Source organism: Luteibacter sp. CQ10 (assembly GCF_040900725.1).
GTDB lineage: Bacteria > Pseudomonadota > Gammaproteobacteria > Xanthomonadales > Rhodanobacteraceae > Luteibacter.
In genome coordinates, this window is sequence record NZ_JAEUYM010000001.1 from 756,517 (window position 1) to 779,633 (window position 23,117).

Sequence of the window (23,117 nt, forward strand, 5' to 3'; positions counted from 1 at the left end):
TGGCCGTAGCTATGCGTTACCCGGGATGAATGCCGGGTATGCGGCATTGCAGCTTTGCGGCCGGGAAGGCCGCCGTTATCCTGCGCCCCCTTTTCATCGAGCCGGAAACCGACCATGCGCAAGAAGCTCGTAGCCGGAAACTGGAAGATGCATGGCTCCCGCGCCATGGCCGACGCCCTCGTGCGCGACATCGTCGAAAACCTGCCCGACGGCGTCGACGTGATGGTGATGCCGCCCGACGTCTACCTGCCCGAACTGGCCGGACGCTATCGCGACCGCGGCCTGCTTTTCGGCGGACAGGACGTGTCGGAGCACCACGCGCAGGGCGCCTACACCGGCGAGGTCTCCGCCCCGATGCTGCGCGACGTGGGCGCCGACTGGGTGCTGGTGGGCCACTCCGAGCGCCGGCAGTACCAGGGCGAGTCCGACCACCTGGTGGCCCGCAAGTTCGAGGCCGCGCAGGCGGGTGGACTCAAGCCCATTCTCTGCGTGGGCGAAACGAAGGAAGAGCACGAAGCGGGCAGGGCCGAGGAGGTGATCCATCGCCAGCTGCTCGCGGTGGTCGACCACGTCGGCATCGAGGCCTTTCGCCAGGCCGCGGTCGCTTACGAACCCGTCTGGGCGATCGGCACGGGCCTCACGGCCACGCCGGCGCAGGCGCAAAAAATTCATTCGTCGATCCGTAGCCAACTGGCAAAAAAGGATGCTAATATCTCGCTCCTCACCCGGGTGCTCTACGGTGGAAGCGTCAAGCCGGCCAACGCGGCCGAACTTTTCGCCCAGCCGGACGTCGATGGGGGATTGGTCGGTGGTGCCGCCCTGGTGGCTCCCGATTTCCTGGATATATGCGCCGCGGCGCGTTGATTAGCGCGACACGGTAAACTGAGAAGACATGTTCATTCTCTTCAGCGTTTTTTATATCCTGATCGCCGCGGCGATGATCGTGCTGATTCTGATGCAGCGCGGTGCCGGTGCGGACGCAGGTTCCGGATTCGGTGGCGGTGCTTCGGCCACGGTGTTCGGTGCGCGTGGTTCGTCGAGCTTCATGACTCGCGCCACCGCGATCCTGGCGGCACTGTTCTTCGTGCTTAGCCTGGGTATGGGTATCTACCTCAGCCATTCGGGCACTCCCCAGCCGGCTGCGGATCTTGGCGTCATGTCCGGTGCTGTCACGCCGGCCGCGCCCGCCAACAACGCTCCGGTCGCTCCGGCGACGGACGTGCCGAAGGCTCCGGCCGGCGGCGATGTCCCGGCCGCTACGGCGCCGACGGCAAACAACGAGGTTCCGGCCGCGACGCAGAATGCCCCGAAGGCGCCTGCCGAACCGGCCAAGAAGTAAGGCAACACCACAGTTTCAGAGTTATGCCCAGGTGGCGGAATTGGTAGACGCACTACCTTGAGGTGGTAGCGGCTTAGGTCGTGGGGGTTCGAGTCCCCCCTTGGGCACCAACACAGATCCGGATTACCTCAACCGGATCGCAAAACAACCCGCGAAAGCGGGTTTTTTTGTGTCTGGCACCAGGGTTCCGGAATGGGTTCTCCATTCGGGTTTCAGGGTGTTTCAAGAAACCCGTGTCGTTGCCGATAATGCTCAGACAGCCGGGCACCGATCGACCGCCGGCACTCATCCTGCAGGCCTGGACCACGTGCCCACTATTCTTTTCGATGCGCCGTTTCCGTCGCTTCCAGGCACCTACAGCACGTCGCTGGTGGTGGTGTCGTTGCTGGTGGCGGTGCTGGCGTCGTATACCGCGCTGACCATGGCGGCGCGGCTGGCCCATGCCCGTGGCGTGGGGGCGGGGCTGTGGCTGGCGGGCGGCTCGTTCGCCATGGGTTTCGGCATCTGGTCGATGCATTTCATCGGCATGCTGGCCTTCCGGTTGCCCATCGCGCTGGGTTACGACCTCGACCTGACCTTGCTCTCCCTGGTGATCGCGATCGTGTCGTCGGCGTTCGCGCTGTGGCTGGTCTTCCAGAAAGAGCTGCCCTGGTTGCGCCTCGGCATCGGCGCCATCCTGATGGGCGCCGGCATCGCGGCGATGCACTACACCGGCATGGCCGCGATGCGGATGATCCCCGAGGTGTCGTACGACGTGGTGCCGTTCACCGCGTCGGTGATCATCGCGGTGCTGGCCTCCGGCGCGGCGTTGTGGATCGCGTTCCGTCTGCGCAGCGACAGCGAGCGCGTCATGCTCGCCCGGCTGGGCGCGTCGCTGGTGATGGGCTGCGCCATCGTCGGCATGCATTACACCGGCATGGCGGCGGCGCGCTTTCCCGTCGGCAGTGTCTGCGGCGCCGCCTTCACCGGTATCGAGACGCGGTGGCTCGCGGTCGTGGTGATCGGCGTGACCGTGACCGTACTCGCGGTCGCCCTCGTGGTGTCCATGCTCGACGTGCGCGCCAACCTGCTTGCCAGATCGCTCGACAAGGCCAACAGCGAGCTGATGCAGTTGGCGCTGCACGACAACCTTACCCGGTTGCCGAACCGCATGTTGCTGGGCGATCGCATCGAACAGGCCATCCACAAGGCGACGCGCGGGCGAGGGGCCTTCGCCGTGCTGTTCATGGATCTGGATGGCTTCAAGGCCGTGAACGACGTGTTCGGTCACCACGCCGGCGATCTGTTGCTCAGGGAAGTCGCGCGGCGCATCCAGGACGGCGCGCGCGATGAAGACACCGTGGCCCGTCTCGGCGGCGACGAATTCGTGATGGTCATGGACGTGACTCGCCCGGAAGAGGCCGCCGAAGTGGCCCAACGCCTCGTGGAGGAACTGGGCGCGCCGTACGTCATCCACGGCACGTCGATGCACGTGTCGGTCAGCATCGGCATCGCGCTGTTCCCGGAGAACGGGCTGGTCGAACACGACCTTCTGGTGAATGCCGATGCGGCGATGTACCACGCGAAGGAGCAGGGGCGTAATGGTTACCGCTTTTTCGAAAGCGCGATGAACGCGAACGTGCACCTTCAGTTGATGCTCCAGCAGGACCTGCGACGCGCCATCGATCGCAAGGAGTTCGTGCTGCACTACCAGCCGAAGATGATCTCGCCGGGAGGGCCGATGGTCGGTGTCGAGGCGTTGTTGCGCTGGAATCGCCCGGGCCATGGCATGGTCGCGCCGGACGGCTTCCTGCCCATCGCCGAACGCACGGGGCTCATCGTGCCGATAGGCAACTGGGTGATCGACGAAGCCTGCCGCCAGATGCGTGTATGGCTCGACGAGGGACACGCCACGTGGACGGTCGCCGTGAACCTGTCCACGGTGCAGCTCTCCCATCCGGGACTCATCGAGGTGGTACGCGCGGCCCTCGACCGCCATGGGCTCGAAGGCCGTCACCTCGTGCTCGAAGTGACCGAGTCCACGGCGATGCGCGACGCGGAGGCGAGCCTGGCCATTCTCAACCAGGTGGCGGACCTGGGCGTGGGTATCGCCATCGACGACTTCGGCACGGGGTATTCGAGCCTGCTCTATCTCAAGCAGTTGCCCGCCGATGAGCTGAAGATCGACCGCGGCTTCGTCACCGAGCTGACCAAGGGCAACGATGACGAGGCCATCGTGTCGGCCATCGTCGCGCTGGGCAAGACGCTCGGCCTCAACATCGTCGCCGAGGGCGTCGAGACGCCCGAGCAGCAGGCCATGCTCACGCGCCTGGGCTGCGATGCGTTGCAGGGCTACCTGCTCGGTCCGCCGGTACCGCCCGAGCGGCTCATGCAAAGCGTGGCGCTGGCGAAGGCCAACTGACGGCTTATGACAGGAGGCGCTGCCAGCGCCTGGGCACCTTGCCCTCGGGGCCGGGCACGGGCTGGTCGTCGGGATGGCTGTGCGGCGGGGCGAGCACGGGCCCTTCGAACACCGCTTCGGTCACGTAGTTGTAGAACCAGTCTTCGCCCGGTTCGAAGCTCTGGATGACGGCATGCCCGGTGGCCTCGAAATGCTTCGTCGCGTGCTTGTTCAGCGAGTCGTCGCAGCAGCCGATATGCCCGCACTGCGCGCAACGACGCAGGTGAAACCACCAGCTATCGCTGGCCAGGCATTCCACGCAGCCGGTGCCGCTGGGCGGCACGCTCGGATCGATACCCTGGATCTTCTCGTTCATCGGTGCCTCTCCTCGCCGGACGGTCGTTGCGATGCTATCAGGCAAGGCGGCTGCCGTTGGGTACCGGTCGCTCCACGGTGGTCACCACCACGCCTTCGTCGGTATGGAAGCCCGTCAGCAGGAACTGCGAGCGGAAGGGCCCCACCTGCTTTTCCGGAAAGTTGATGACGCCGACGACCTGCTTGCCCACCAGGTCTTCGGGCCGGTAGACGCCCGTCACCTGCGCGCTGGTCTTGCGCTCGCCGTGGGGGCCGAAGTCGACCCAGAGCTTGTACGCCGGGCGCCGCGCCTCGGGGAAGGGTTCGACACGGGTGACGGTGCCGGCGACGAGTTGCACTTTCTCGAAGTCGGCCCAGGTGATCTCTTCGTTCATGACGTTATCCGGAAAAGCCGCCGCCATCGAGGAATGCCTGTTCCTGCGGCGTGGTCTCGCGACCGAGTTCGCGGTTGCGGTGGGGGAAGCGGTGGAATCGTTCGACGATGTCGAAATGCACTTTCGCGTACCCCATGTACGGTTCGCCCAGGGGTTCGATCAAGGCCAGCGACGTGCGCTGATCCGCCATGTCTTCGGAGTGCTCGAAGGGCAGGTAGCAGAACGTGCGCATGTCGCGATCGAGCGTCGCGTCGAAACCGCGTTCGATCATGTGGCGGGCGACGAAGCGGGCGAGCGGATCGGTGGCGTACATGTGCGCCGTGCCGCGAAAGGCGTTGCGCGGAAACTGGTCGAGCAGGAGCACCAACGCCAGGCAGCCCTGCGCATCGTCCAGCCAGGCGTCGAGTTCGCGCCGCGCCGCGGCCATGTGCGCGCCGAGGAAGTGCTCGCGAAATACGCGATCGAACCGCTCATCGCTGCCGAACCAGCGCGTGTAACCCGCATCGCGCCAGAAGGCCACCACGCGGTCGGGCGTTTCGGGCATCGGCAGGGGAGTGGGAACGGGAGACATGGCGCATCCTTTTCGTGCGATGCGCCGATGATGTGGCATGCGCCGCGGTATGACCACCCCGTCCCGTGCTATCTCACGGTTTTCCCGTGCGAGGTGGCCACATGACCGACACCGAACTTCCCCTGGCCCGGCCCGAGAAGACGCCTCCCTGCCGCCCCGGCACGTTCGAACTCGGCCTGGCCCTGGCCGGCGCCGTATCCGGCGGGGCCTACGCCGCGGGCGTGCTGGATTTTCTCTACGAGGCGCTGGAACGCTGGTACGCGGCTCGCGACCGCAAGGAGAAAGTGCCCGATCACGATGTGTTGCTGAGGGTGATCTCCGGCGCATCGGCCGGCAGCGTCAACGGCCTGCTATCGTCGCTGGCGCTGCCGCATGCGTTTCCCCACGTGCATGCGTCCACGGCGTCGCCGGCGGACAATCCGTTCTACGACACCTGGGTCGAGCGCCTGGACATCGAGGGCTTGCTGCGTACCGGCGACCTCGAGGGGCCCGACGCGTCGCTGGTGTCGTTGCTGGATTCGAACGAACTCGACCGCATCGCCGAGCGGGTGATGCGCTTCGAAGCACCGGCGATGGCGCGTCCTTACGTCGCCAGTCCCTTCAAGTGCATCTACACCGTGACCAACCTGCGAGGCGTGCCCTACAAGGTGCCGTTCGCGGGTTCCACGCCGAGCGCCGCGCACCACATGGTGGCGCATGCGGACTACCTGCGTTTCGCGGTGGATACGGGTAACGGTGCCTATGACCGCACCTGGGAATACCCCGACGACCTCTACGTGGGCTTCCCCAGGCAGATGCCGGACCGCGCGTGGAACGCGATGCGCGAGGCCGCGCTCGCCTCGGCCGCCTTCCCGGGAGGATTGCGTTACCGCCAGATCGAACGGCGCTGGAGCGATTACGCGCAGCGCAGCGTGGCCGTGCCCGACGCGCACGGGCAGGTACGCATGGTGTCGGTCGCGCCGGCCGAGCGGGCGCCTTCCGATCGCGGGGCGGGTTATCGCTTCGTGGGCGTCGATGGCGGCGCGATGGACAACGAGCCGTTCGAACTGGCGCGCACGGAACTGGCCGGATCGCTCGGCCGTAACCCGCGCCTGGGCAACGAGGTGAACCGCATCGTGGTCATGATCGATCCGTTTCCCGAACCGGACGAACTCGGGCCGGCCGAGGCGAGCCAGATCAACATCCTCGAGTCGATGACCGCCCTGTTTTCGTCGTGGAAGCAGCAGGCGCGCTTCAAGCCGGAGGAGGTGGCCCTGGCGATGGACGATACCGTGTACAGCCGGTTTCTCATCGCGCCCACGCGCCATGCGGCCGACGGGAACGCCTTCGTCGGCGGCAAGGCGCTGGCGGCCGGTGGGTTGGGCGGTTTCGCGGGTTTCTTCAGCAAAGCGTATCGCCGCCACGACTTCCTGCTCGGACGGCGCAATTGCCAATGGTTTCTCGCCGAGCACTTCGTGGTGCCGGTGGACAATCCCCTCGTGGCGGGATGGGCCAGGGACCCCGCCCTGGCCTGTTACCTCAGGCGGCGCGACGGCGTGACCTACGCGCCGGTGATCCCGCTCCTCGAGGCCTGTCATCCGGCCGACCGTGAAGAAGTGGCGCCCGAGTGGCCCAAGGGAGCGTTCGATCCCGGCACGCTGGAAAAGCCCTTGCGCGACCGGTTGCAGGCCCTGTATCGCGTCGGCACGAAGAACTGGACGGACAAGATCCTAACCTGGCTGGCCTGGCGGACCTACGCCCGGGGGAAACTGATGGATATCGCGATGGGGCGGATTCGCAAGGCGCTGAAGGACGCGGACCTGATCTGAATCGGCCGATAAGCCCATGGCGTGCCATCGGCTCTTTCGCCGATTGACGTACCCACCCCCGCACGGCAATGTCCTCCCCTTGTTCTTCGAGGGAGTGCCGCCATGGCGACGGGATGGGCTCGATGGTCCGCGGTGGCGGGAATGGCCTGGCTTGCCGGCTGCGCATCCCAGGGCACGTTGCCGCCGGCGGTGCCGGTCGCGACGGATGTGGCCACGGAACGGGCCGATGCCGATCGCGCCTATGCCATGGGCGACATCGCCCGCGCCGCGAAGCTCTACGAGGCCGTCGTCGGCGCGCTGCCCGGCGATGCCGATGCGTGGTATCGCCTTGGCAACGCCCGCTTCCGCCTGCAGCAGTCCGACGCCGCGGTCACCGCCTACGACCGGGCCGTGCAGTTGGACCCGCGCCATGCCCGGGCGCTCTACAACCTCGGCGTGGTGCGCCTGAAGCAGGCGCAGGCCGCCTTGATGTCGAGCGCCGAAGTGAGTCGGCCGGGCGATTCACTGCGCCGCGACGGCGCGCGCATGGCCCAGCGTATCGCGCGCGCGGGTGACGATCATGGCCGCGACGGTCGAAGCGATGGAGGGGCGCCGCCGTTCATCGTCGAGCCGGACGACGCCATCCCCGGCAATAAGTGACGGGTTCGTTTTCAATCGAGCCAAACGCCCTCGCGATTTCGCATTCGTGAAGAACGAATCCGGCAATGGCCGCGGATCTGTCTACTGGTCTATGTTCACCATGCAAATTCGGTAGTAGGTTCGTTTCCAGGGAGTCCTGCCCGGCTTTTTCGCCCGAGGAAACCATGAGCAACACCACTGCCGCGGTGCCGCGCGCCATCGTATTCGAAGACCACGCGGGGCTGGCCTCCGCGCTTTCCGACCTGCTCGTCGAGCGCCTGGGTTACGACGTGGCGGCATGCGCGGGATGCATCGAGGAAGCCATCCGCGTCGCCCACGTGGAACGGTTCGACGTGGCGGTGGTGGACCTCGACCTGCAGGGCGTGATGGCGTATCCGGCCCTGGACGAACTCAAGCGGCGCGGCATTCCCTACGTGCTGGCGACCGGTGTCATACCGGTCGACATCCCCACCCGGTATCGGGCACCCACGGTGCGCAAGCCCTACAGTGCCCATCAGCTCGAAAACGCCATTCGCGAAGCGAACAGCGCATTACGCGCCTGCTAGTCGCCGTCGGGGGATTCCACCGTGTAACCCTTGGCCTTGAGCGCGGCGAGGTAGCCGTCGTCGCCCAGGAGGTCGTCGATGGGCACGATGGCTACGCTCTGCGGAGTGGACGCCATGGCCTCGTCGACCGTGGCGAGCCAGCGCGTGCGTACTTCGCGCGGCACGTCGGCGATGCCCGCGCGCTGCGCGGCGCCGCCTTCGGTGATGGCATCCAGGCAGGTGCGAAGCTGCTTCGCGCGGCGGTCGTCGCGCAGGCCGTCGATGTCGCCCGTGGCCCAGGCGTTGGCACGTCGTGTCATGTCCGCGAGCTGGGCATCGATGTTGTCCACGCTCTGGGTAAAGCAGGACACGTCGTCGAGGGTGGAGCGTTTGAACTCCTTTACCACCGAGCGCGGGTCGTCGACCAGCAACGTATACGGTACCGGCACCTGTTTGACCCCATGCCGGGTTGCCAGGTCGATCACCGCGCGCGTGATGTCGCCCGACTTGCGCAGGCCCGTCTTTTTCACGGCCTGCTTGTAGAGCTCCACCGCCGCGAAAATCGGGCGGTAGCGTTCCACCTTGCGTTCGTCGCCGATGTAGCGCGCCTTCACCGCGAGCCACCGTTGGTACACGTCGGCGGGCACGGTTTCCTGCAAGGTGGCGCCGTCGGGCAGGTTGCGCACGCCGATCAGCGAGGGCAGCAGGGCGAGCCGGCCGAAAAAGCCGACGTTGGGCTTGATCTCGACCTTCGGCGGCAAGATCAGCTCACCGGCGTGGGCGAGGGCATCGTCGATCTGATCGGTTTTCCAGGTGACGTCGCGCGGAATGGGCGAGAGCGTGCCGAGGATGAGCAAGGTGTGGTCGCCACGCGTGACCTTCCAGAGGCCGGGTCCGGGCTGCACGCCGCTGACCGTCACCGCTTCCAGCAGCGGGGCGCTGGCCGCCGAGGCCGGGAGGGGCGGCGGTGGCGGGGCCGTCTGCGCGGCCAAGGGGCTGGATGCCAGCGCCAGGCATAGCGTCAGGAAGAGGGCGGGACGGGGCAGGTTCATCGGCGAAGTCTATCCAAGTGCGGCGGCGCGGGTACGAGGGCGATCACCGGCCGCTCGCTCCGTGTTCACGTGGTTCGGGCAAGATGGACGCTTTCCCCGAGGCGGAGTTCCCCGCATGAAAATAGGCATCATCGGCGCAGGAAATATCGGGTCCGTTCTGGCAAGGCGTTTCCGTGAAGTCGGCCACGACGTGCTCATCGCCAATTCGCGCGGCCCCGAAACCCTATCCCAGCTCGAGCGCGAGACCGGGGCCGTCGCGGTCACCGCGCGGGAGGCGGCTCGAGGGGGCGAGGTGGTGATCGTCACCATCCCCGAATCCCGCATTCCCGATCTGCCGTCCGATCTCTTCGAGGGAGTGCCCGGCGATACGGTGGTGGTCGACACGGGCAACTATTACCCGCGCCAGCGCGACGGCCGCATCGCTTCGATCGAGGACGGCGTGCCGGAGAGCCAGTGGGTATCCGACCAGTTGGGTCGCCCCGTCATCAAGGCGTTCAACAACATCTACGCCGAGCATCTGGGTAAACGCGGGCAGCCTTCGACGGCGGACACGCGCATAGCGCTTCCCGTCGCCGGCGACGATCCCAATGCCAAGGCGAAGGTGCTCCGGCTCGTCGATGAGCTGGGCTTCGACGGTGTGGACGCGGGAACGCTGGCGGAGTCGTGGCGGCAGCAACCGGGCACGCCGGTCTACACCACCGATCGCGATCTCGAAGGCGTACGCCAGGGCTTGCTCGACGCGACGAGGGAGCGTGGCCCCGAGTGGCGCGCGTCCGACGCGAGTCCCGGTACGTTCGACGCGCCACGTTGACGACGTGACGGCGGCGTGAACCTTTCGTCGCGCCGCGTTACGTTGTGGCCCAACCGGCAAGGGAATACGCTCTGTCTTCCCGCGCCGTCGCTTCGCAGGTCCATGGCCCTGGTCATCTACGACATTCCGTTCAAACCTGATATCGCGGGCCTGTGGCACGTGCAGGTCAACGGCGTGCCCACGGAGAACTTCTCCAGCCGGGTCGAGGCCATTGCTTACGCCATACAGCAATCGAAGCTGGTCGGCGCGCAGCAAGGCACCCAGGTGCTGGTGAGCGTCGAGGGTGCCGACGGCATCTGGCGCGAATTCGAATCCAGCGCCAAGCGACCTATTTCGCAATTGCATTGACGGCGGCGGATGCACACCGCCTTGACCCTTCTTGGCCGACGATGACGGCCAAAGGAGGGTCGCCTTGTCCATGTCCCATCGAAAAATCGGTTACTTCGACGTCGAAGGTAGTTGTTACGTTGCCAAGCCCGGCCGTTGGCGAGGCAAGTACGTCATCAGCGAAGACGGCGAGGAGTTGAAAGAGAAACTGTGCGTCACGTTGCACGACAACGAGGCGGACGCGTGCGAGGAAGGTATGCGCCTGGGAGTCGCCGCGGCTCGCGAGCTGATGAAGGAGCGCGAGGGTTTCGACCCGGGAGAGGGCGACACCTGAGGCGCTCGCTAGGGCGCGTGGAGCGCTACCTCGTCGAGTATGTCGACACCGCCAGGCCGAATGACCAGCGTACCCGCATCGCGCAACTTCGCCAGCATGCGCGTCACCGTGGCGGCGCTCATGCCCAGATGATTGCCGATGTCTTCGCGCATCATGGGCAGGGCGAGGAAGCGGCTCTCCTTTTCGATGGCGCGGTGCCGCCGTAAAAGGTCGGCAAGAAAGCCGCGAACGCGTCGCAGCGCGTCGCCTTCGAAGGCCGATGCGTTCCTGGCACGGTGCTCGCGCCGGCGCAACGTGCCCAGGTGTCGCGCGATGTCGTCGCTGGCGCAGCACAAGGCATGCGTGGCATCGCGGGGAAAGCGGCAGAACCACGTCTTGCCGATCGTCACGACCGAGGCGTCGTGCATATGCGTGCGCGAGACGTCCAGCGCGAACAGTTCGCCAGGCAGGTGAAACGCCACCACGTGTTCGCCGTGCATCGTCTTGGCCATGCCCGAAAGCACCGAAAACGCCGCGAGGTGGGGCGCGCCCGGCTGCACCAGCCGGTCGCCGTCGGAGAACGGGCCCACGCGTTCCACGATCCGGCGCACGTCGAGCAGGGCCGGATCGCCCCCGCGCGTGGCTTCGCAGGACGATGCATGCCGGCACGACGCGCTACAGGCGATCCCGGGGGAGCGAGCATGGCGGAACGATGGGGTGGGCCGGGCGTGGTGCATGTCTGAACCTCCGTGCGGTGCGGCTTGCGCGGTGTCGATTTTAGGCGGAAGGCGATGTCCCGAAGGGCGATGTCGGGCGGCTGTGCGCAAATGCCGCATCCGATCGTGGGACATCGACCGATGGCCGAATATTGACGTGGCCGGTTTTTTCGCTTAGTAAAAGCCCCTGGGGGAATACCGATAGGGGGCCGTACTGGCCATGGCATGTCGATTCACGTTGTTCCGTTCGACCCATGTTCGTTGCCGGGAGCGCCACGCATGACGCGCCCCGACCTCGACGACGCTCCGGTGACCAACAGCAGCCTGCCCGACGGCTACGTGCCCGTGCACGTGGCCCCGTTCGTGATGCGCTACGGCACCGAGTTCCTCAGGGCGACGCAGCGCGCCGCCCTAGAAGGTGCACGCGACGAGCCCGAAGCCGAGCCGGCCTGATCATCGCTCGGTGGGTCGCGAGGCGGCCGGCGCGCGGTGACCGTCGTCGGGGATGTCGCCCGCGGGGCCACCCTTGCGGATCGCGCCGATGACGAAGATGGCCAGGAGCGCTGCAATTAGCGCGAGCAGGGCGTAGTAGCGCGTACGGTTCATGATCGGGCCCTCCGTGGTAGCCGTTCGTCCAGTGTCCGGGCGTATCGTCAACGGGGCGTCAGCGTCGCGTCGCGTCGAGCAGCTCCGCTACCGCGTCGACCAGCGCGCGTACCGAAAACGGTTTGCTCAGCAGGTGGGCGCGCTCGGGAAGGCGCGGGGAATCCGCGAAAGCCTCCCATGCGTAGCCGGTGATGAAGAGAACCGGCAGGTCGGGCCGCGTCTCGCGGGCGCTGAGCAGGAGCTGCCTGCCATCCATGCCGGGCAGGCCGATGTCGGTCACCAGCAGGTCGGGCGGATTTTCGCCACGCAGCACGCCGAGCGCCTCGTGGGCGTCTTCGCAGGCGCTCACGACGTAGCCCGCTTCCTCGAGCACCTCGCGCGCGAGCGAGCGCAGCATGTATTCGTCCTCGACGAGCAACAGGTGTTCGCCCTGGCCGGGATGCGCCATGTCCGCGACATGGGCGTGTTGCGTGTCGGTCTCGCCGACATGGCGCGGTAGCCAGAGGCTCACCGTGGTGCCCTTGCCGGGCGCCGATTCGATCACCGCGCGGCCGCCGGTCTGTCGCGCGAATCCGTCCACCATCGACAGCCCCAGGCCGGTACCCTGGCCGATCGCCTTGGTGGTGAAGAACGGGTCGAAAGCTTTCTCGATGACGGCGCGCGACATGCCGGTACCGGTATCGGTCACCGAGATGACCACGTAGTCCGCGTGGCCCGAGCCGATGTCGCTCGATGGCGCGTTGTACGTGCGGATCGTCAGCGTGCCGCCCTGGGGCATCGCGTCGCGCGCGTTGATCGCCAGGTTGAGCACCGCGCTTTCCAGCTGGCTGGCATCGGACAGCGTGCGCCACAGGTCGGGTTGCATGCGCAGGTTCAGTTCGAGCCGTTCGCCGAGCAGGGGGCGCAGCAGCAGGTCGAGGCCGCGCACGATGGCGTTGGCGTCGACGTCCGAGAGCGACAGCGCCTGCTGTCGTGAGTAGGCCAGCAGGCGATGGGTGAGCCCCGCCGCCCGTTTGACCGCGCCGCCCGCGGCATCCAGCAAGCGGCGCGTGCCGTCGAGGCGGCCGCTGTCGAGACGATCGCTCACCACTTCGATGGCACCGCCGATGCCGCCGAGGATATTGTTGAAATCGTGCGCGATGCCGCCAGTGAGGCGGCCGATCGCTTCGAGCTTTTGCGCGTGGCGCAGTTGGTCTTCCATGTCGCGGCGCCGCTGCGTATTGCGTCCCATGGCGTAGACGACATCGCCGTCGGGCACGCAGGTCCACGCGAACCACACATAGTCGCCGCTCTTCGCGCGCACGCGTAATTCGAGGTCGACCACCACGTCGCCGTCCATGAGCTGGGTGATGGCGTCACGCGCACGATCGATGTCGTCGGGATGAACCAGTTCCTCGAACCCGGTGCCCACCAGTTCGCTGGTGTCGTAGCCCATTTCGTGCCGCCACGCCGGATTCACGTTGCGGTAGTGGCCGTCGCGCGTGGATACCACGTAGAGGTCGCGCGAGATGCCCCATATCTGGTCGCGTTCGCGTGTGCGCAGGTCGATCTCGCGTTCCAGCGACGTGTTGAGTTCGCGTAGCACCATGGACGATCGCACGGCCCGCGTGGTCTCGTGGGTGACCGCGTGGATGCCGATGATGGTGCCGTGCTCGTCGCGCAGCGGCATGTAGGAGAACGTCCACCAGGTCTCTTCGGCGAAGCCGTGGCGGGACAACCGCAGGGGCATGTCGCGATGTACCGAACTTTCGCCGGAAAACGCACGCTCGACGTGCGTCGCCGCATCCGAGTGGACATCCGTCCACAGTTCGGCGATGGCTTTGCCCGAGGCGCCCGCCAGGCGCGACCCCAGCATGGGACGAAAGCTGTCGTTGAAGAAGAGCACGCGCCCGCGTCCGGCCGCGACGAACATCGGTCGTGGCGTGTGGAAGACGGTGGACAGCACCGCGCGTAGCGCCACCGGCCACCGCTCGGGCGGACCGATGACCGAGGTCGACCAGTCGAACGCGCGCACCTCGTCGGCGGCGGGCGAATCGCCAGGGAGGAAATCGAACGGATCGGCGGTGCGCGACATGGAGGCGTGGACGTTCCTCGGGTTCCCGGCGCCATCATGCACGAAGCCAGGCGACGATGTCGTTGCGAAGGCGCCGATGGCGGGATGCTCACGTCCATTCCACGCGCCTGCTGTGAGCGTTGGCCCGGACAATACGAGGAGGATGTCCCATGAGCGACGAACACATGCCCACCCCGCGCGGCCAGAAGGGGGGTATCGGCTACATACTGCTGTGGATTCTCGGTGTGCCGATTCCCGTGCTGATCCTCATTTTCCTCGTGCGTGGTTGTACGTAAGCGTTGACCGAAACGACGCGCGGGCGCCGCAAGGGCGCCCGCGCCGGGGGAGCATGCCGAAGATCGGTCAGTGGTGACGATCCTTGCGCGATTCGTCGGCGGCCTTGCCGACTTCCTTCTGTACCTTGCCGGCGTTCTTTTCGATATTGCCGGCCGCCTGCTTGGCGTGGTTGCCGGTGATCTTGCCAGCAGCTTCCTTCATGGCGCCCTTGACTTCGTGTTTCATGCCTTCGGTGCGGTTCTTGTCCATGGTGGTTTCCTGTGACACTGCGCCGTTCGCAGTGCGACGGGTTTACCGCGCGGGGGCATAAGCGGCCCGTGAAGTGCGCGTGGGACGGCTTTCACCTCGGGCAGGAATCGTCCGTGTGTCCGGTACGCCGACCCGGCGAGGGGCCTCGTCCGGGAGCACGCGCAGGGTGCGGGTGACGGTGTTCTTTCGCTACGATGGACGCCATGTTTCCCCTTCCCAAAACGGCCACGGCGCCGTTCTGCCCCTCAGAGGTGGCCGGTTCGATCGTGGTCGCGGCGGATCTTCCCTGGTGGAAGAAGGCCTTGCGATTCGCCGGGCCGGGCCTGCTCGTCTCCGTGGGCTACATGGACCCCGGCAACTGGGCCACCGACATCGAGGCCGGCTCCCGTTTCGGCTATCGCCTGCTCTTCGTGGTGCTGCTGTCGAGCCTGGCCGCCATCGTGTTGCAGTGCCTGGCGGCACGGCTGGGCATCGCCACCGGCAAGGATCTCGCGCAACTGTCGAGTGAGCGCTATCCGAAGGCGGTAGGGCGGGTGCAATGGGTGCTGGCCGAGATTTCGATCATTTCCTGCGACTTGGCCGAAGTGCTGGGCAGCGCGCTGGCCTTCAAGTTGCTTTTCGGCGTGTCGCTACCGGTGGGCGTGGCACTCACCGCACTCGATACCTTCCTGGTGCTGGGCCTGCAGGGCAGGGGGTTCCGACGCGTCGAGGCCATCATCCTCGGCCTGGTGGGCACCGTCGGCATCTGTTTCGTGGTGCAGTTATTCCTGCTCGGCCCCGACTGGAGCGCGGTGGCGGCGGGCTTCGTGCCGTCGCTGCATGCGCTGTCGTCCACCGAACCGCTGTATCTGGCCATCGGCATCCTCGGTGCCACCATCATGCCGCACAACCTCTACCTCCACTCGTCCATCGTGCAGACGCGATCGGTGTCGGGCGAGGCGGGAAAGCTCGCGGCCATCCGGCTCACCCGCGTCGACACCATCGGCTCGTTGGGCCTGGCGCTGCTCATCAACGCGTCGATCCTGGTGGTCGCTGCGTCGGCGTTCCACGGCACGGGTCGTAACGACGTGGCCGACATCGGCGACGCTTACCAACTGCTGGCACCGATCGCGGGCACCACCGTGGCCGCCATCGCTTTCGCCGTCGGCCTGTTCGCCTCCGGTCAGAGCTCCACCTTCACGGGCACCATCGCCGGGCAGGTGATCATGGACGGGTTCCTGCGGCTGAAGATCCCCTGTTGGCAGCGCCGCCTGATCACCCGCGGGCTGGCGATCGTCCCGGCCTTCATCGGCGTGGTGATGTTGGGCGATCGCGCCATCGGCGAATTGCTGGTCGCCAGCCAGGTCGTGCTGAGCGTCCAGTTGCCGTTCGCCATGTATCCGCTGATCCGCTTCACCGACGACCGCGGCCTGATGGGCGGGTTCGCCAACAGCCGCGTCACGTCGCTGGCCGCATGGTTTCTCTTCGTGGTGATTTCCGCCGCCAACGCGTGGCTCGTCGTGCAGGTGTTCGGGTTCGTGTGACGTGCCGCCCACGCGGGCGTCACGATCGTCCGCGCAATCTCATTCGGCGACGACACGAGGGCTCTTGCGCAATGCACACCACTCCTTCGCCGGAGATACCCGGCAAGCCGAGTCACGTACCGGAAGAGATGCCGGTCGACCCGTCTCCCGAGACGCCTGGACCGGACCCGCGCAAGCAGCCTCCCCAGGAGCCGCCCCCGCACCCCGATGATCCCGAGGGCGAAGGGCGGCCGTCGCCCGACGAGATGCCTGAAGCACTCGCCATACGCATTCCCTGATCCACTCCTGCCGGAGGACCCATCATGCCTGAGAAGAAAACCACTGCCAGGGCACGCAAGGACAAACGGGAAGGAAAGTCGGCCTCCACCCAGGCCGGCGAATTCGTGAGGGAAGAGATCGAGCACGTTCGCGAGGGCAAGCATGGTGCCCGTTCGGCGAAGCAGGCGATCGCCATCGGGTTGTCCAAGGCGAGGCGCGCGGGCGTAAAGGCCAAGCCGTCGAAGACGGCCAGCAAGGCGACGAAGAAGAAAGCCGCCCAGGATACGGCCGCTTCCCGGCGGTCGTCAGGCGTGGCGGCGAAAAAGACCAGCGCCCGCAAGCGCCCGGCGACCAAGGCGGCGAGGAAGACCGCGAGCAAGTCGACGGCCAAGTCGGCCACGCGTTCGCGTGCCTCGACGTCGGCGCTCAAGCGCGAAGGGCATGCCGCCGCTTCCCCACGGGCCCTCTCGGCCCAGGGGCGCAAGAGCGCGTCCAAACGCACGGCAACCAGCCGTTCGGCGGCAGCGAAGAAGGCGGCCCGCACCAAGGGTGCCGCCGGGCGAAAGTCGGCGGCGAAGAAGGCCGCCCGGACGAGGACGCGTAAGGCGTCCTGACGAAAGAAGGCCCGCTTCATGGCGGGCCTTCTCCGTTACAACAGGTCTTCGACGGCTTAGAGCGATTCGCCGCTCAGGCGGCTGGCCACTTCGCCGAGCCAGTCGTAGCCATCCATCTCGCCACCGAAAAGGTCGAGACCGTTGGTCGCCTCGGTGGCGCGATAGCCGGCCGAGTATTCGAATGTGGTGATGCCGTATTCGTTGCGCAGTTCGTTCATGTCGTGTCTCCCAGTCGGTGTCAGGACCGGATGCTTCAAAAACGGTCGCCACGTCGCCGGTCTCTGGCGTGGCGGTGAACCCCTGGACGGTCTGTCGTCTCGGTTCGTTCGATTCTGTGAACAATGGATTCGTTAGGCTTTCGTCATCGGCCCCTGGGCCGAATTTCTGAACCAACGAGTTTACCTACGAACCCTTAGTCGGGGCACCTTGTGGGTTTACAAGGGCGGCCAAGCATTAAATCGTTGGACAGCGGTTGTAAGCAAAAAGTTCAAGGAAATTTCCGATCGGTGCTTCCATCGCACCTCCGGCGCGCCTTGCCTGGGCCTTTCGTTCGCCGAATGGACCGGATTCGTTAACCCTAGTTTAACTCGAACGGGTGTTTGACGCCACCCCGTCCGTTGGCGGGCGTTCAACCCGAGGTCGGGGAGGGTCTAGAATCCCCGGTCCAACGTCTGAGGAAACCACCCATGAAGTCTCGCGCCGCCGTCGCCTGGGAAGCAGGAAAGCCGCTCTCCATCGAGCAAATCGACGTCCAGGGTCCGAAGGCCGGGGAGGTGCTGGTGCGGATCGTCGCGACGGGCGTGTGCCATACCGACGCGTTCACGCTGTCCGGTGACGACTCCGAGGGCGCCTTCCCGGTGATCCTGGGTCATGAGGGCGGCGGCATCGTGGAGGAAGTAGGCGAGGGCGTCACCTCGCTCAAACCCGGCGACCACGTGATTCCGCTCTATACGCCCGAGTGCGGCGAGTGCAAGTTCTGCCGTTCGGGCAAGACCAACCTCTGCCAGAAGATCCGCGTCACCCAGGGCAAGGGCCTGATGCCCGACGGCACCTCGCGTTTCTCCATCGGCGGTAAGCCGCTGCTGCACTATATGGGCACCAGCACCTTCAGCGAATACACCGTGCTGCCGGAGATATCCCTGGCGAAGATCAACAAGGACGCCCCGCTGGACAAGGTCTGCCTGCTCGGCTGCGGCATCACCACGGGTATCGGCGCGGTACTCAATACGGCGAAGGTCGAGCCGGGTTCGACGGTGGCCGTCTTCGGCATGGGCGGCATCGGCCTGTCGGTGGTGCAGGGCGCGGTGATGGCCAAGGCCTCGCGCATCGTCTGCGTGGACACCAACCCGGCGAAGTTCGAGATGGCGAAGATGCTCGGTGCCACCGATTTCGTGAATCCCCGCGATTACCCGGATACCCCGATCCAGCAGGTCATCGTCGACCTCACCGACGGCGGCGTCGATTACTCGTTCGAGTGCATCGGCAACGTCGACGTGATGCGCGCGGCGCTGGAGTGCTGCCACAAGGGGTGGGGCGAATCGATCATCATCGGCGTGGCGGGCGCGGGCCAGGAGATCCGCACGCGTCCGTTCCAGCTGGTGACCGGCCGCGTCTGGCGTGGCTCCGCGTTCGGCGGCGTGAAGGGCCGCAGCGAGCTGCCGGGTTACGTCGAGCGTTACATGGGCGGCGAGATCAAGATCGACCCCATGATCACGTACACCATGGGGCTGGAAGACATCAACCGCGCCTTCGACCTCATGCACGAGGGCAAGTCCATCCGCTCCGTCATCCTCTACTGAGTACCCCGATGAACGACACGATCGACCTGATCCGCCGTTACTACGCCGCCTTCAATCGCGGCGACTGGAAGGGCATGCTCGACCTGCTCGACGAGAACGTGCATCACGACGTGAACCAGGGCGGCCGCGAAACCGGCCGCGATCGTTTCGCCGCCTTCCTGGAGCGCATGAACACGAGCTACAGCGAAGAGCTGAAGAACGTCGTGATCATGGCCAACGAGGCGGGCGACCGCGCCGCCGCCGAGTACGTGGTGCACGGCGAGTACAAGGCCACCGACGATGGCCTGCCCCTGGCGCAGGGGCAGAGCTACGTGTTGCCCGGCGGCGCGTTCTTCGAGGTGCGTAACGGCCGCATCGCGCGCGTCACCAACTATTACAACCTCGAGGACTGGCTGGCGCAGGTGCGTCGGGTCGAGGTGGACTGACGCGGCCCGCTCGTCGCCGGCACGGCGCTGGCAAGGCGGAATCCGATCCGGGCGGCCGTTCCGATACCCCGGCCGCGGTGGCGTGCCATCGCGGCCGGGGTGGGTTTTCCGGTGAACGCGGTTAGTAACCACTAAAAAACGTATTGACTAGTTACATGGGCAAGTGTAACCATGAGGTCGCTGCTTTACAGGTTACGGCGGCGACTCATCCTCACTCGAAGGACATGCCCATGTTTCTCAAGAATCTCTTTGCAGGTGCCGTCGTTTCCATGGCCGCCGTCGGCCAGCCCGCACCGGCCGCGCCGACGACCGCCGGGCCGGTGGTGCATTACCGCTACGCGACGGCGGATGGAGTCAAGGTGTTCTATCGCGAAGCGGGGGACCCGCGGGCGCCCACCGTGCTGCTGCTCCACGGCTTCCCCACGTCGTCGTTCATGTATCGCAACCTGATCCCGCTCCTGGCCGACCGCTACCACGTCATCGCGCCCGACCTGCCGGGGTTCGGCCTGACCGAGGCTCCGGATCGCGCGCACTACGCCTACACCTTCGACCGCCTTGCGCAAACGATCGACGCGTTCACCGAAACCCTGGGCCTGAAGCGTTACGCGATGGAGGTGTTCGACTACGGCGCGCCGGTGGGGTGGCGCCTGGCCGTGGCGCACCCGGAACGGATCACCGCCATCGTCACGCAGAACGGCAATGCCTATGAGGAGGGTCTGAGCGACGGCTGGAATCCTATCCAGGCCTACTGGAAGGAGCCGACGCCGGCCCATCGCGAGGCGCTGAGGTCGTTCCTGTCGGAAGAGGCGATCAAGTGGCAGTACATGCACGGCGTGCCGGAGGCGCTCGTCGATCGCGTGGCGCCGGAGACCTGGGCGCTGGACTACTCGCAGGTATCGCGGCCGGGCAATGCCGACATCCAGCTCGACCTGTTCCTCGACTACGCGAACAACGTGAAGAAGTATCCGGCGTTCCAGGCCTACTTCCGCAAGTACCAGCCACCGCTGCTCGCGGCATGGGGCAGGAACGACCCGTTCTTCCTTCCGCCGGGGGCCGAGGCGTTCAAACGTGACATCCCGAAGGCCGAGGTGCGCTTCTACGACACGGGCCATTTCGCCCTGGAATCGAATGGGCCGGAGATCGGTGCCGAGATCCATCGCTTCCTCGACCGCGTGGTGCCGAGGCAGTAAGGCGCGTCGGGCCGGTTTTCGAACCGGCCCGTCTGCGGTCTAATGGCGGCCTTCACTTCACGCCGGATCGCCATGTCGTTGCACGAATTCCCGCTCGAGGGCGACTACGTCGAACTCAACATCCTGCTCAAGCTCACCGGCATCGCCGGTAGCGGAGGCGAGGGCAAGCACCTGGTGGCCGAGGGGCTGGTGAAGGTCGACGGCATGGTGGAACTGCGCAAGACCTTCAAGGTGCGCGCCGGACACGTCGTGACGATCGGCGACGAAACGATTCGCGTCGTGCAGTGACCGTCAGGAGAGCACGTTGACCTGCGTCGCGCCGATCACCGCGATGAATACCAGCGGAAGCATCCAGAACCGGCTCGGGTCGCGCCACGTGGACACGCCGAGGCAGACCACGCCGAGCACGCACGACACGATGCCCGCGGCGGTCAGTCCCAGGGCGAGCAGCGAAGGATCGCCGCCGCCGGACGCCAGCAGCAAGGGATGGAAGATCGCATACCAGGCCAGCACGAGGCAGGCGCCGCCGACGATGCCGAGAAGCCAGTTGGACGGATGGTGCTTGGGAAGAAGCTGGATGCCGAGATAGATAGCAAGAACGACGACAGCAAAAACGACGAGCAGCAAGGCCATGCAATAACCCCTTTGTCGTGACTGGTGCGGTCCCCACCGCGAGAGTCGTTCCGTCGAGGATGGCGCATGAGGGCGCCCACGTCATGCTGCGGCGCGATAGGAAAAAACCTCAGGCCCGCCATATCGGGGAATGCGCGTTTCGTCGGCTCCTGGGCCGTTTCGTCCGAATTGTCCGCCCGATCCCGCGGGTGCGTCGTATGCTCCGTCCGCATTCGAAGACGGAAGGGGCGGACCATGGCAAGCATCAAGTTCCTCGGGCGTATCCTCGTGGCGTGGTTCGCCGCCTGGTGCGTGCTGCTGGTCGTGTGGAACGTCACCGGCTGGAATCGGGGCGACCTGCCGTGGATATTCAGCATGGCCTGGTTCGTCGGCCTGCTCGCATCGCTCGCCCGCGGCGTCACGCATCTGTATCGCGTGCGCACCATCGCCGGCCGCGTGGATGCCGAAACCCTCTCCAATCGCCAGCGCAGGCGCGTCGAAGTGCCTTACGGTGCCGACGAGGCCTTCGGACTCGTCGAAGAGGCGGTGCGCGAGCTTCCCAACGTGCACGACGTGGTCGCCAGGCGGGGCAGCCTCCAGCTGCATGCCACCGTCCGCCTCCCACGGGCGGAAACGTCGCGTCGGCACTGGCGCGCCTGGTTCGCTTCCTTCGACCGCCATACCCAGGTCACCGCGACCCTGACCCCGTCCGACGGCTCGTCCAGCGTGATGTTCGTCTGCGAGCCCGACATCGGCGCATGGGCCGACTGGTTCAATCCCGATACCGGCACCTCGCTCGAATACGTCGAATCGCTGGTGCGCGCCATCACGCAGAAGCTCGCCGGTCGACGCAACCGTGAGCGGGCCGACGTACGCCAGACGGCGATGGAAAAGGAACTGACGGCCGCCCAGCTTGGCCTCCTGCAGGCCCAGGTCGAGCCGCATTTCCTCTACAACACGCTCGCCAGTGCGCAGGAGCTGGTGCGTACCGATCCGGCACGCGCCGACAAGATGCTGGGTCACCTGATCGACTACCTGCGCCGGTCGTTGCCACGCGTGGATGGCTCGCTTTCCACCCTGGGCCAGGAGCTCGAGCGCTCCACCGCGTGGCTGGAGATCATGCGCCTGCGCATGGGCGAGCGGCTGACCGTGCATACCGACGTACCGGCCACGGCGCTGGGCGTACCGATGCCATCGATGATGCTGCAGACGCTGGTGGAGAACGCGATCAAGCATGGCCTCGAACCCAAGCCGGGCGGTGGCGGGATATGGATCCGTGCGGGCGTGGACGCTTCCGCGCTTTCGCTCACGGTGGCCGACGACGGCATGGGTTTTCGCAGCGACGGCGCGGGTACCGGCATCGGCCTGAAGAACCTGCGTGAACGCCTGCGCCTCACCTACGGTGGCGCGGCAAGCTTCACCATCGGCAACAATTTCCCGAACGGCGTGGCCGCGACGATCACGTTGCCGGTCACCGAAGGAGCCGGTCATGCCTAAGTGCATCGTGGCCGAAGACGAACGACTGCTGAGCGCGGCACTGCAACGCGAGCTGGCCGTGGCCTGGCCGGAGCTGGACATCGTGGAAGTGGCCGAAGACGGTGGCGCGGCACTGGAAGCCATCGCCAGCCATCGCCCCGACGTGGCCTTCCTCGACATCCGCATGCCGGGCCTGACCGGGATGGAAGTGGCGGCCGCGGCGGCCGACGCCAGCCCGTCGACCCTGGTGGTGTTCATCACCGCCTACGACCAGTATGCCGTGGATGCGTTCGAGCGCGGCGCCATCGATTACCTGCTCAAGCCGGTCACGGCCGAGCGCCTGGCGCATACCGTCGCCCGCCTGCGTGGGCGCCTGGCGGAGGCCGGCCGGCACGCCGAACGCACCTCGCGCCTGGCGCGCGACATGCTCGAGCGTTTCGACGACAGGCCGGACGAGCCCCTGACCTGGATCACGGCGAGCGCGGGGCGTGGCACGCGGCTGATCCTCGTCGACGACGTGATCTACTTCCGCGCCGACAACAAGTACACCCTGGTCGCCACGGGCGATGGCGATGCCTTGCTCACGCGCCCCATCCGCGACCTTCTCAGGCAACTCGATCCGCGCACGTTCCGGCAGATCCACCGCTCGACCATCGTCAACCTGCGCCAGGTCGCCTCGGTGGAGCGCGACGACAGCGGCAAGGGCTGCCTGCGCCTGCGTGGACGCCCCGAAACGCTGAGCGTCAGCCAGCCGTTCATGGCGATCTTCCGGGCCATGTGACGAAA

29 protein-coding genes and 1 tRNA gene are annotated in these 23,117 nt (G+C 66.2%); 20 read left to right on the forward strand and 10 right to left on the reverse strand.

The window, feature by feature from the left end; all coding sequences use genetic code 11:
• The first annotated feature begins 114 nt into the window (after positions 1-114).
• From tpiA to JNG39_RS03450, 4 genes are all read left to right on the forward strand, one after another.
• Positions 115-864 (forward strand): triose-phosphate isomerase, encoded by a 750-nt coding sequence (gene tpiA, locus JNG39_RS03435; protein WP_368309678.1) that lies wholly within the window; start codon positions 115-117, stop codon positions 862-864.
• A gap of 28 nt (positions 865-892) precedes the next feature.
• On the forward strand, positions 893-1,339 hold the full coding sequence (gene secG / locus JNG39_RS03440; protein ID WP_368309679.1) for a preprotein translocase subunit SecG: 447 nt from the start codon (positions 893-895) through the stop codon (positions 1,337-1,339).
• A 25-nt stretch (positions 1,340-1,364) separates the two neighbouring features.
• Positions 1,365-1,449: transfer RNA gene (locus tag JNG39_RS03445), tRNA-Leu, on the forward strand.
• Between the two features lie 197 nt (positions 1,450-1,646).
• The gene (locus JNG39_RS03450) at positions 1,647-3,740 is read left to right on the forward strand and encodes a putative bifunctional diguanylate cyclase/phosphodiesterase (RefSeq protein ID WP_368309681.1); all 2,094 of its coding nucleotides are present in this window, start codon (positions 1,647-1,649) and stop codon (positions 3,738-3,740) included.
• A gap of 4 nt (positions 3,741-3,744) precedes the next feature.
• On the opposite strand, the gene JNG39_RS03455 is transcribed toward JNG39_RS03450, so the two are convergent.
• The 3 genes from JNG39_RS03455 to JNG39_RS03465 are packed head-to-tail and all read right to left on the reverse strand — an operon-like array spanning position 3,745 to position 5,012.
• The gene (locus tag JNG39_RS03455; protein ID WP_368309682.1) at positions 3,745-4,095 is read right to left on the reverse strand and encodes a UBP-type zinc finger domain-containing protein; all 351 of its coding nucleotides are present in this window, start codon (positions 4,093-4,095) and stop codon (positions 3,745-3,747) included.
• A 37-nt stretch (positions 4,096-4,132) separates the two neighbouring features.
• Complete coding sequence (locus JNG39_RS03460) at positions 4,133-4,468, reverse strand: tRNA-binding protein (RefSeq protein WP_368309684.1); 336 nt, start codon at positions 4,466-4,468, stop codon at positions 4,133-4,135.
• A 4-nt stretch (positions 4,469-4,472) separates the two neighbouring features.
• Positions 4,473-5,012 (reverse strand): DUF924 family protein, encoded by a 540-nt coding sequence (locus tag JNG39_RS03465; protein WP_368310804.1) that lies wholly within the window; start codon positions 5,010-5,012, stop codon positions 4,473-4,475.
• Between the two features lie 128 nt (positions 5,013-5,140).
• On the opposite strand from JNG39_RS03465, the gene JNG39_RS03470 reads away from it, so the two are divergent.
• The 3 genes from JNG39_RS03470 to JNG39_RS03480 all read left to right on the forward strand — a co-directional run bounded on the left by JNG39_RS03470 (position 5,141) and on the right by JNG39_RS03480 (position 8,031).
• Complete coding sequence (locus JNG39_RS03470) at positions 5,141-6,847, forward strand: patatin-like phospholipase family protein (RefSeq protein WP_368309687.1); 1,707 nt, start codon at positions 5,141-5,143, stop codon at positions 6,845-6,847.
• Positions 6,848-6,988: 141 nt separating this feature from the next.
• A complete protein-coding gene (locus JNG39_RS03475) occupies positions 6,989-7,486 on the forward strand; it encodes a tetratricopeptide repeat protein (RefSeq protein WP_368309688.1) in 498 nt (165 codons plus the stop codon).
• 164 nt (positions 7,487-7,650) lie between these two features.
• On the forward strand, positions 7,651-8,031 hold the full coding sequence (locus JNG39_RS03480; protein ID WP_247374326.1) for a hypothetical protein: 381 nt from the start codon (positions 7,651-7,653) through the stop codon (positions 8,029-8,031).
• Here the strand turns inward: JNG39_RS03480 and JNG39_RS03485 are convergent.
• Positions 8,028-9,062, reverse strand: coding sequence for a TraB/GumN family protein (locus tag JNG39_RS03485; protein ID WP_368309690.1), 1,035 nt, complete (start codon positions 9,060-9,062; stop codon positions 8,028-8,030). The genes JNG39_RS03480 and JNG39_RS03485 overlap by 4 nt on opposite strands.
• A 61-nt stretch (positions 9,063-9,123) precedes the next feature.
• Here JNG39_RS03485 and JNG39_RS03490 point away from each other — a divergent pair, with 61 nt between their 5' ends.
• From JNG39_RS03490 to JNG39_RS03500, 3 genes are all read left to right on the forward strand, one after another.
• Positions 9,124-9,873, forward strand: a complete 750-nt coding sequence (locus JNG39_RS03490; RefSeq protein WP_368309691.1) for an NADPH-dependent F420 reductase — start codon at positions 9,124-9,126, stop codon at positions 9,871-9,873.
• Between the two features lie 102 nt (positions 9,874-9,975).
• Positions 9,976-10,221, forward strand: coding sequence for a hypothetical protein (locus tag JNG39_RS03495; RefSeq protein WP_368309693.1), 246 nt, complete (start codon positions 9,976-9,978; stop codon positions 10,219-10,221).
• Positions 10,222-10,291: 70 nt separating this feature from the next.
• Entirely contained in the window at positions 10,292-10,534 is a 243-nt protein-coding gene (locus JNG39_RS03500; protein ID WP_368309694.1) for a hypothetical protein, read from the forward strand.
• Positions 10,535-10,542: 8 nt separating this feature from the next.
• Here JNG39_RS03500 and JNG39_RS03505 read toward each other — a convergent pair whose 3' ends face one another.
• Positions 10,543-11,250 (reverse strand): Crp/Fnr family transcriptional regulator, encoded by a 708-nt coding sequence (locus JNG39_RS03505; protein ID WP_368309696.1) that lies wholly within the window; start codon positions 11,248-11,250, stop codon positions 10,543-10,545.
• 258 nt (positions 11,251-11,508) lie between these two features.
• Here JNG39_RS03505 and JNG39_RS03510 point away from each other — a divergent pair, with 258 nt between their 5' ends.
• Positions 11,509-11,682 carry a hypothetical protein gene (locus tag JNG39_RS03510; protein ID WP_368309698.1) on the forward strand — a complete coding sequence of 58 codons (174 nt, stop codon included), beginning with the start codon at positions 11,509-11,511 and terminating at the stop codon, positions 11,680-11,682.
• On the opposite strand, the gene JNG39_RS03515 is transcribed toward JNG39_RS03510, so the two are convergent.
• The gene (locus JNG39_RS03515) at positions 11,683-11,835 is read right to left on the reverse strand and encodes a hypothetical protein (RefSeq protein WP_368309699.1); all 153 of its coding nucleotides are present in this window, start codon (positions 11,833-11,835) and stop codon (positions 11,683-11,685) included. It lies immediately after the preceding gene.
• A gap of 58 nt (positions 11,836-11,893) precedes the next feature.
• Complete coding sequence (locus JNG39_RS03520) at positions 11,894-13,909, reverse strand: PAS domain-containing protein (RefSeq protein WP_368309701.1); 2,016 nt, start codon at positions 13,907-13,909, stop codon at positions 11,894-11,896.
• 149 nt (positions 13,910-14,058) lie between these two features.
• On the opposite strand from JNG39_RS03520, the gene JNG39_RS03525 reads away from it, so the two are divergent.
• Entirely contained in the window at positions 14,059-14,184 is a 126-nt protein-coding gene (locus tag JNG39_RS03525) for a hypothetical protein (RefSeq protein ID WP_368309703.1), read from the forward strand.
• Positions 14,185-14,251: 67 nt separating this feature from the next.
• Here JNG39_RS03525 and JNG39_RS03530 read toward each other — a convergent pair whose 3' ends face one another.
• Positions 14,252-14,434 carry a CsbD family protein gene (locus JNG39_RS03530; protein WP_368309705.1) on the reverse strand — a complete coding sequence of 61 codons (183 nt, stop codon included), beginning with the start codon at positions 14,432-14,434 and terminating at the stop codon, positions 14,252-14,254.
• Between the two features lie 203 nt (positions 14,435-14,637).
• Here JNG39_RS03530 and JNG39_RS03535 point away from each other — a divergent pair, with 203 nt between their 5' ends.
• Entirely contained in the window at positions 14,638-15,957 is a 1,320-nt protein-coding gene (locus JNG39_RS03535) for an Nramp family divalent metal transporter (RefSeq protein WP_368309706.1), read from the forward strand.
• 302 nt (positions 15,958-16,259) lie between these two features.
• Positions 16,260-16,829 (forward strand): DNA-binding protein, encoded by a 570-nt coding sequence (locus JNG39_RS03540; protein ID WP_368309708.1) that lies wholly within the window; start codon positions 16,260-16,262, stop codon positions 16,827-16,829.
• 56 nt (positions 16,830-16,885) lie between these two features.
• Here JNG39_RS03540 and JNG39_RS03545 read toward each other — a convergent pair whose 3' ends face one another.
• A complete protein-coding gene (locus JNG39_RS03545; RefSeq protein ID WP_247374344.1) occupies positions 16,886-17,047 on the reverse strand; it encodes a hypothetical protein in 162 nt (53 codons plus the stop codon).
• A gap of 468 nt (positions 17,048-17,515) precedes the next feature.
• Between JNG39_RS03545 and JNG39_RS03550 the strand changes: the two genes are divergently transcribed.
• The 4 genes from JNG39_RS03550 to JNG39_RS03565 all read left to right on the forward strand — a co-directional run bounded on the left by JNG39_RS03550 (position 17,516) and on the right by JNG39_RS03565 (position 20,531).
• Positions 17,516-18,628: an S-(hydroxymethyl)glutathione dehydrogenase/class III alcohol dehydrogenase gene (locus JNG39_RS03550; protein WP_368309709.1), complete on the forward strand. Its 1,113-nt coding sequence runs from the start codon at positions 17,516-17,518 to the stop codon at positions 18,626-18,628.
• 8 nt (positions 18,629-18,636) lie between these two features.
• Complete coding sequence (locus JNG39_RS03555; protein ID WP_368309710.1) at positions 18,637-19,053, forward strand: ketosteroid isomerase-related protein; 417 nt, start codon at positions 18,637-18,639, stop codon at positions 19,051-19,053.
• Between the two features lie 230 nt (positions 19,054-19,283).
• On the forward strand, positions 19,284-20,243 hold the full coding sequence (locus tag JNG39_RS03560) for an alpha/beta fold hydrolase (RefSeq protein WP_368309712.1): 960 nt from the start codon (positions 19,284-19,286) through the stop codon (positions 20,241-20,243).
• Positions 20,244-20,315: 72 nt separating this feature from the next.
• Entirely contained in the window at positions 20,316-20,531 is a 216-nt protein-coding gene (locus JNG39_RS03565; RefSeq protein ID WP_368309713.1) for an RNA-binding S4 domain-containing protein, read from the forward strand.
• A 3-nt stretch (positions 20,532-20,534) separates the two neighbouring features.
• Here JNG39_RS03565 and JNG39_RS03570 read toward each other — a convergent pair whose 3' ends face one another.
• A complete protein-coding gene (locus JNG39_RS03570; RefSeq protein WP_368309714.1) occupies positions 20,535-20,876 on the reverse strand; it encodes a hypothetical protein in 342 nt (113 codons plus the stop codon).
• 234 nt (positions 20,877-21,110) lie between these two features.
• Here JNG39_RS03570 and JNG39_RS03575 point away from each other — a divergent pair, with 234 nt between their 5' ends.
• Positions 21,111-22,352, forward strand: coding sequence for a sensor histidine kinase (locus JNG39_RS03575; protein WP_368309715.1), 1,242 nt, complete (start codon positions 21,111-21,113; stop codon positions 22,350-22,352).
• Entirely contained in the window at positions 22,345-23,112 is a 768-nt protein-coding gene (locus tag JNG39_RS03580; RefSeq protein WP_247374353.1) for a LytTR family DNA-binding domain-containing protein, read from the forward strand. Before JNG39_RS03575 ends, JNG39_RS03580 begins: the two co-directional genes overlap by 8 nt.
• The last annotated feature ends 5 nt before the right edge of the window (positions 23,113-23,117 follow it).

What these genes read in the sequence shown, in the direction of transcription:
- JNG39_RS03550 (WP_368309709.1), top strand. Translation starts at nt 17,516, where the DNA reads ATGAAGTCTCGCGCCGCCGTCGCCTGGGAAGCAGGAAAGCCGCTCTCC.
- JNG39_RS03570 (WP_368309714.1), bottom strand. Translation starts at nt 20,876, where the DNA reads ATGGCCTTGCTGCTCGTCGTTTTTGCTGTCGTCGTTCTTGCTATCTAT.
- JNG39_RS03515 (WP_368309699.1), bottom strand. Translation starts at nt 11,835, where the DNA reads ATGAACCGTACGCGCTACTACGCCCTGCTCGCGCTAATTGCAGCGCTC.
- JNG39_RS03580 (WP_247374353.1), top strand. Translation starts at nt 22,345, where the DNA reads ATGCCTAAGTGCATCGTGGCCGAAGACGAACGACTGCTGAGCGCGGCA.
- JNG39_RS03485 (WP_368309690.1), bottom strand. Translation starts at nt 9,062, where the DNA reads ATGAACCTGCCCCGTCCCGCCCTCTTCCTGACGCTATGCCTGGCGCTG.
- JNG39_RS03560 (WP_368309712.1), top strand. Translation starts at nt 19,284, where the DNA reads ATGTTTCTCAAGAATCTCTTTGCAGGTGCCGTCGTTTCCATGGCCGCC.
- JNG39_RS03505 (WP_368309696.1), bottom strand. Translation starts at nt 11,250, where the DNA reads ATGCACCACGCCCGGCCCACCCCATCGTTCCGCCATGCTCGCTCCCCC.
- JNG39_RS03470 (WP_368309687.1), top strand. Translation starts at nt 5,141, where the DNA reads ATGACCGACACCGAACTTCCCCTGGCCCGGCCCGAGAAGACGCCTCCC.
- JNG39_RS03555 (WP_368309710.1), top strand. Translation starts at nt 18,637, where the DNA reads ATGAACGACACGATCGACCTGATCCGCCGTTACTACGCCGCCTTCAAT.
- JNG39_RS03465 (WP_368310804.1), bottom strand. Translation starts at nt 5,012, where the DNA reads ATGCCCGAAACGCCCGACCGCGTGGTGGCCTTCTGGCGCGATGCGGGT.
- JNG39_RS03575 (WP_368309715.1), top strand. Translation starts at nt 21,111, where the DNA reads ATGGCAAGCATCAAGTTCCTCGGGCGTATCCTCGTGGCGTGGTTCGCC.
- JNG39_RS03535 (WP_368309706.1), top strand. Translation starts at nt 14,638, where the DNA reads ATGTTTCCCCTTCCCAAAACGGCCACGGCGCCGTTCTGCCCCTCAGAG.
- JNG39_RS03530 (WP_368309705.1), bottom strand. Translation starts at nt 14,434, where the DNA reads ATGGACAAGAACCGCACCGAAGGCATGAAACACGAAGTCAAGGGCGCC.
- JNG39_RS03510 (WP_368309698.1), top strand. Translation starts at nt 11,509, where the DNA reads ATGACGCGCCCCGACCTCGACGACGCTCCGGTGACCAACAGCAGCCTG.
- JNG39_RS03455 (WP_368309682.1), bottom strand. Translation starts at nt 4,095, where the DNA reads ATGAACGAGAAGATCCAGGGTATCGATCCGAGCGTGCCGCCCAGCGGC.
- JNG39_RS03525 (WP_368309703.1), top strand. Translation starts at nt 14,059, where the DNA reads ATGAGCGACGAACACATGCCCACCCCGCGCGGCCAGAAGGGGGGTATC.
- JNG39_RS03460 (WP_368309684.1), bottom strand. Translation starts at nt 4,468, where the DNA reads ATGAACGAAGAGATCACCTGGGCCGACTTCGAGAAAGTGCAACTCGTC.
- JNG39_RS03480 (WP_247374326.1), top strand. Translation starts at nt 7,651, where the DNA reads ATGAGCAACACCACTGCCGCGGTGCCGCGCGCCATCGTATTCGAAGAC.
- secG (WP_368309679.1), top strand. Translation starts at nt 893, where the DNA reads ATGTTCATTCTCTTCAGCGTTTTTTATATCCTGATCGCCGCGGCGATG.
- tpiA (WP_368309678.1), top strand. Translation starts at nt 115, where the DNA reads ATGCGCAAGAAGCTCGTAGCCGGAAACTGGAAGATGCATGGCTCCCGC.
- JNG39_RS03545 (WP_247374344.1), bottom strand. Translation starts at nt 17,047, where the DNA reads ATGAACGAACTGCGCAACGAATACGGCATCACCACATTCGAATACTCG.
- JNG39_RS03500 (WP_368309694.1), top strand. Translation starts at nt 10,292, where the DNA reads ATGTCCCATCGAAAAATCGGTTACTTCGACGTCGAAGGTAGTTGTTAC.
- JNG39_RS03475 (WP_368309688.1), top strand. Translation starts at nt 6,989, where the DNA reads ATGGCCTGGCTTGCCGGCTGCGCATCCCAGGGCACGTTGCCGCCGGCG.
- JNG39_RS03495 (WP_368309693.1), top strand. Translation starts at nt 9,976, where the DNA reads ATGGCCCTGGTCATCTACGACATTCCGTTCAAACCTGATATCGCGGGC.
- JNG39_RS03540 (WP_368309708.1), top strand. Translation starts at nt 16,260, where the DNA reads ATGCCTGAGAAGAAAACCACTGCCAGGGCACGCAAGGACAAACGGGAA.
- JNG39_RS03565 (WP_368309713.1), top strand. Translation starts at nt 20,316, where the DNA reads ATGTCGTTGCACGAATTCCCGCTCGAGGGCGACTACGTCGAACTCAAC.
- JNG39_RS03520 (WP_368309701.1), bottom strand. Translation starts at nt 13,909, where the DNA reads ATGTCGCGCACCGCCGATCCGTTCGATTTCCTCCCTGGCGATTCGCCC.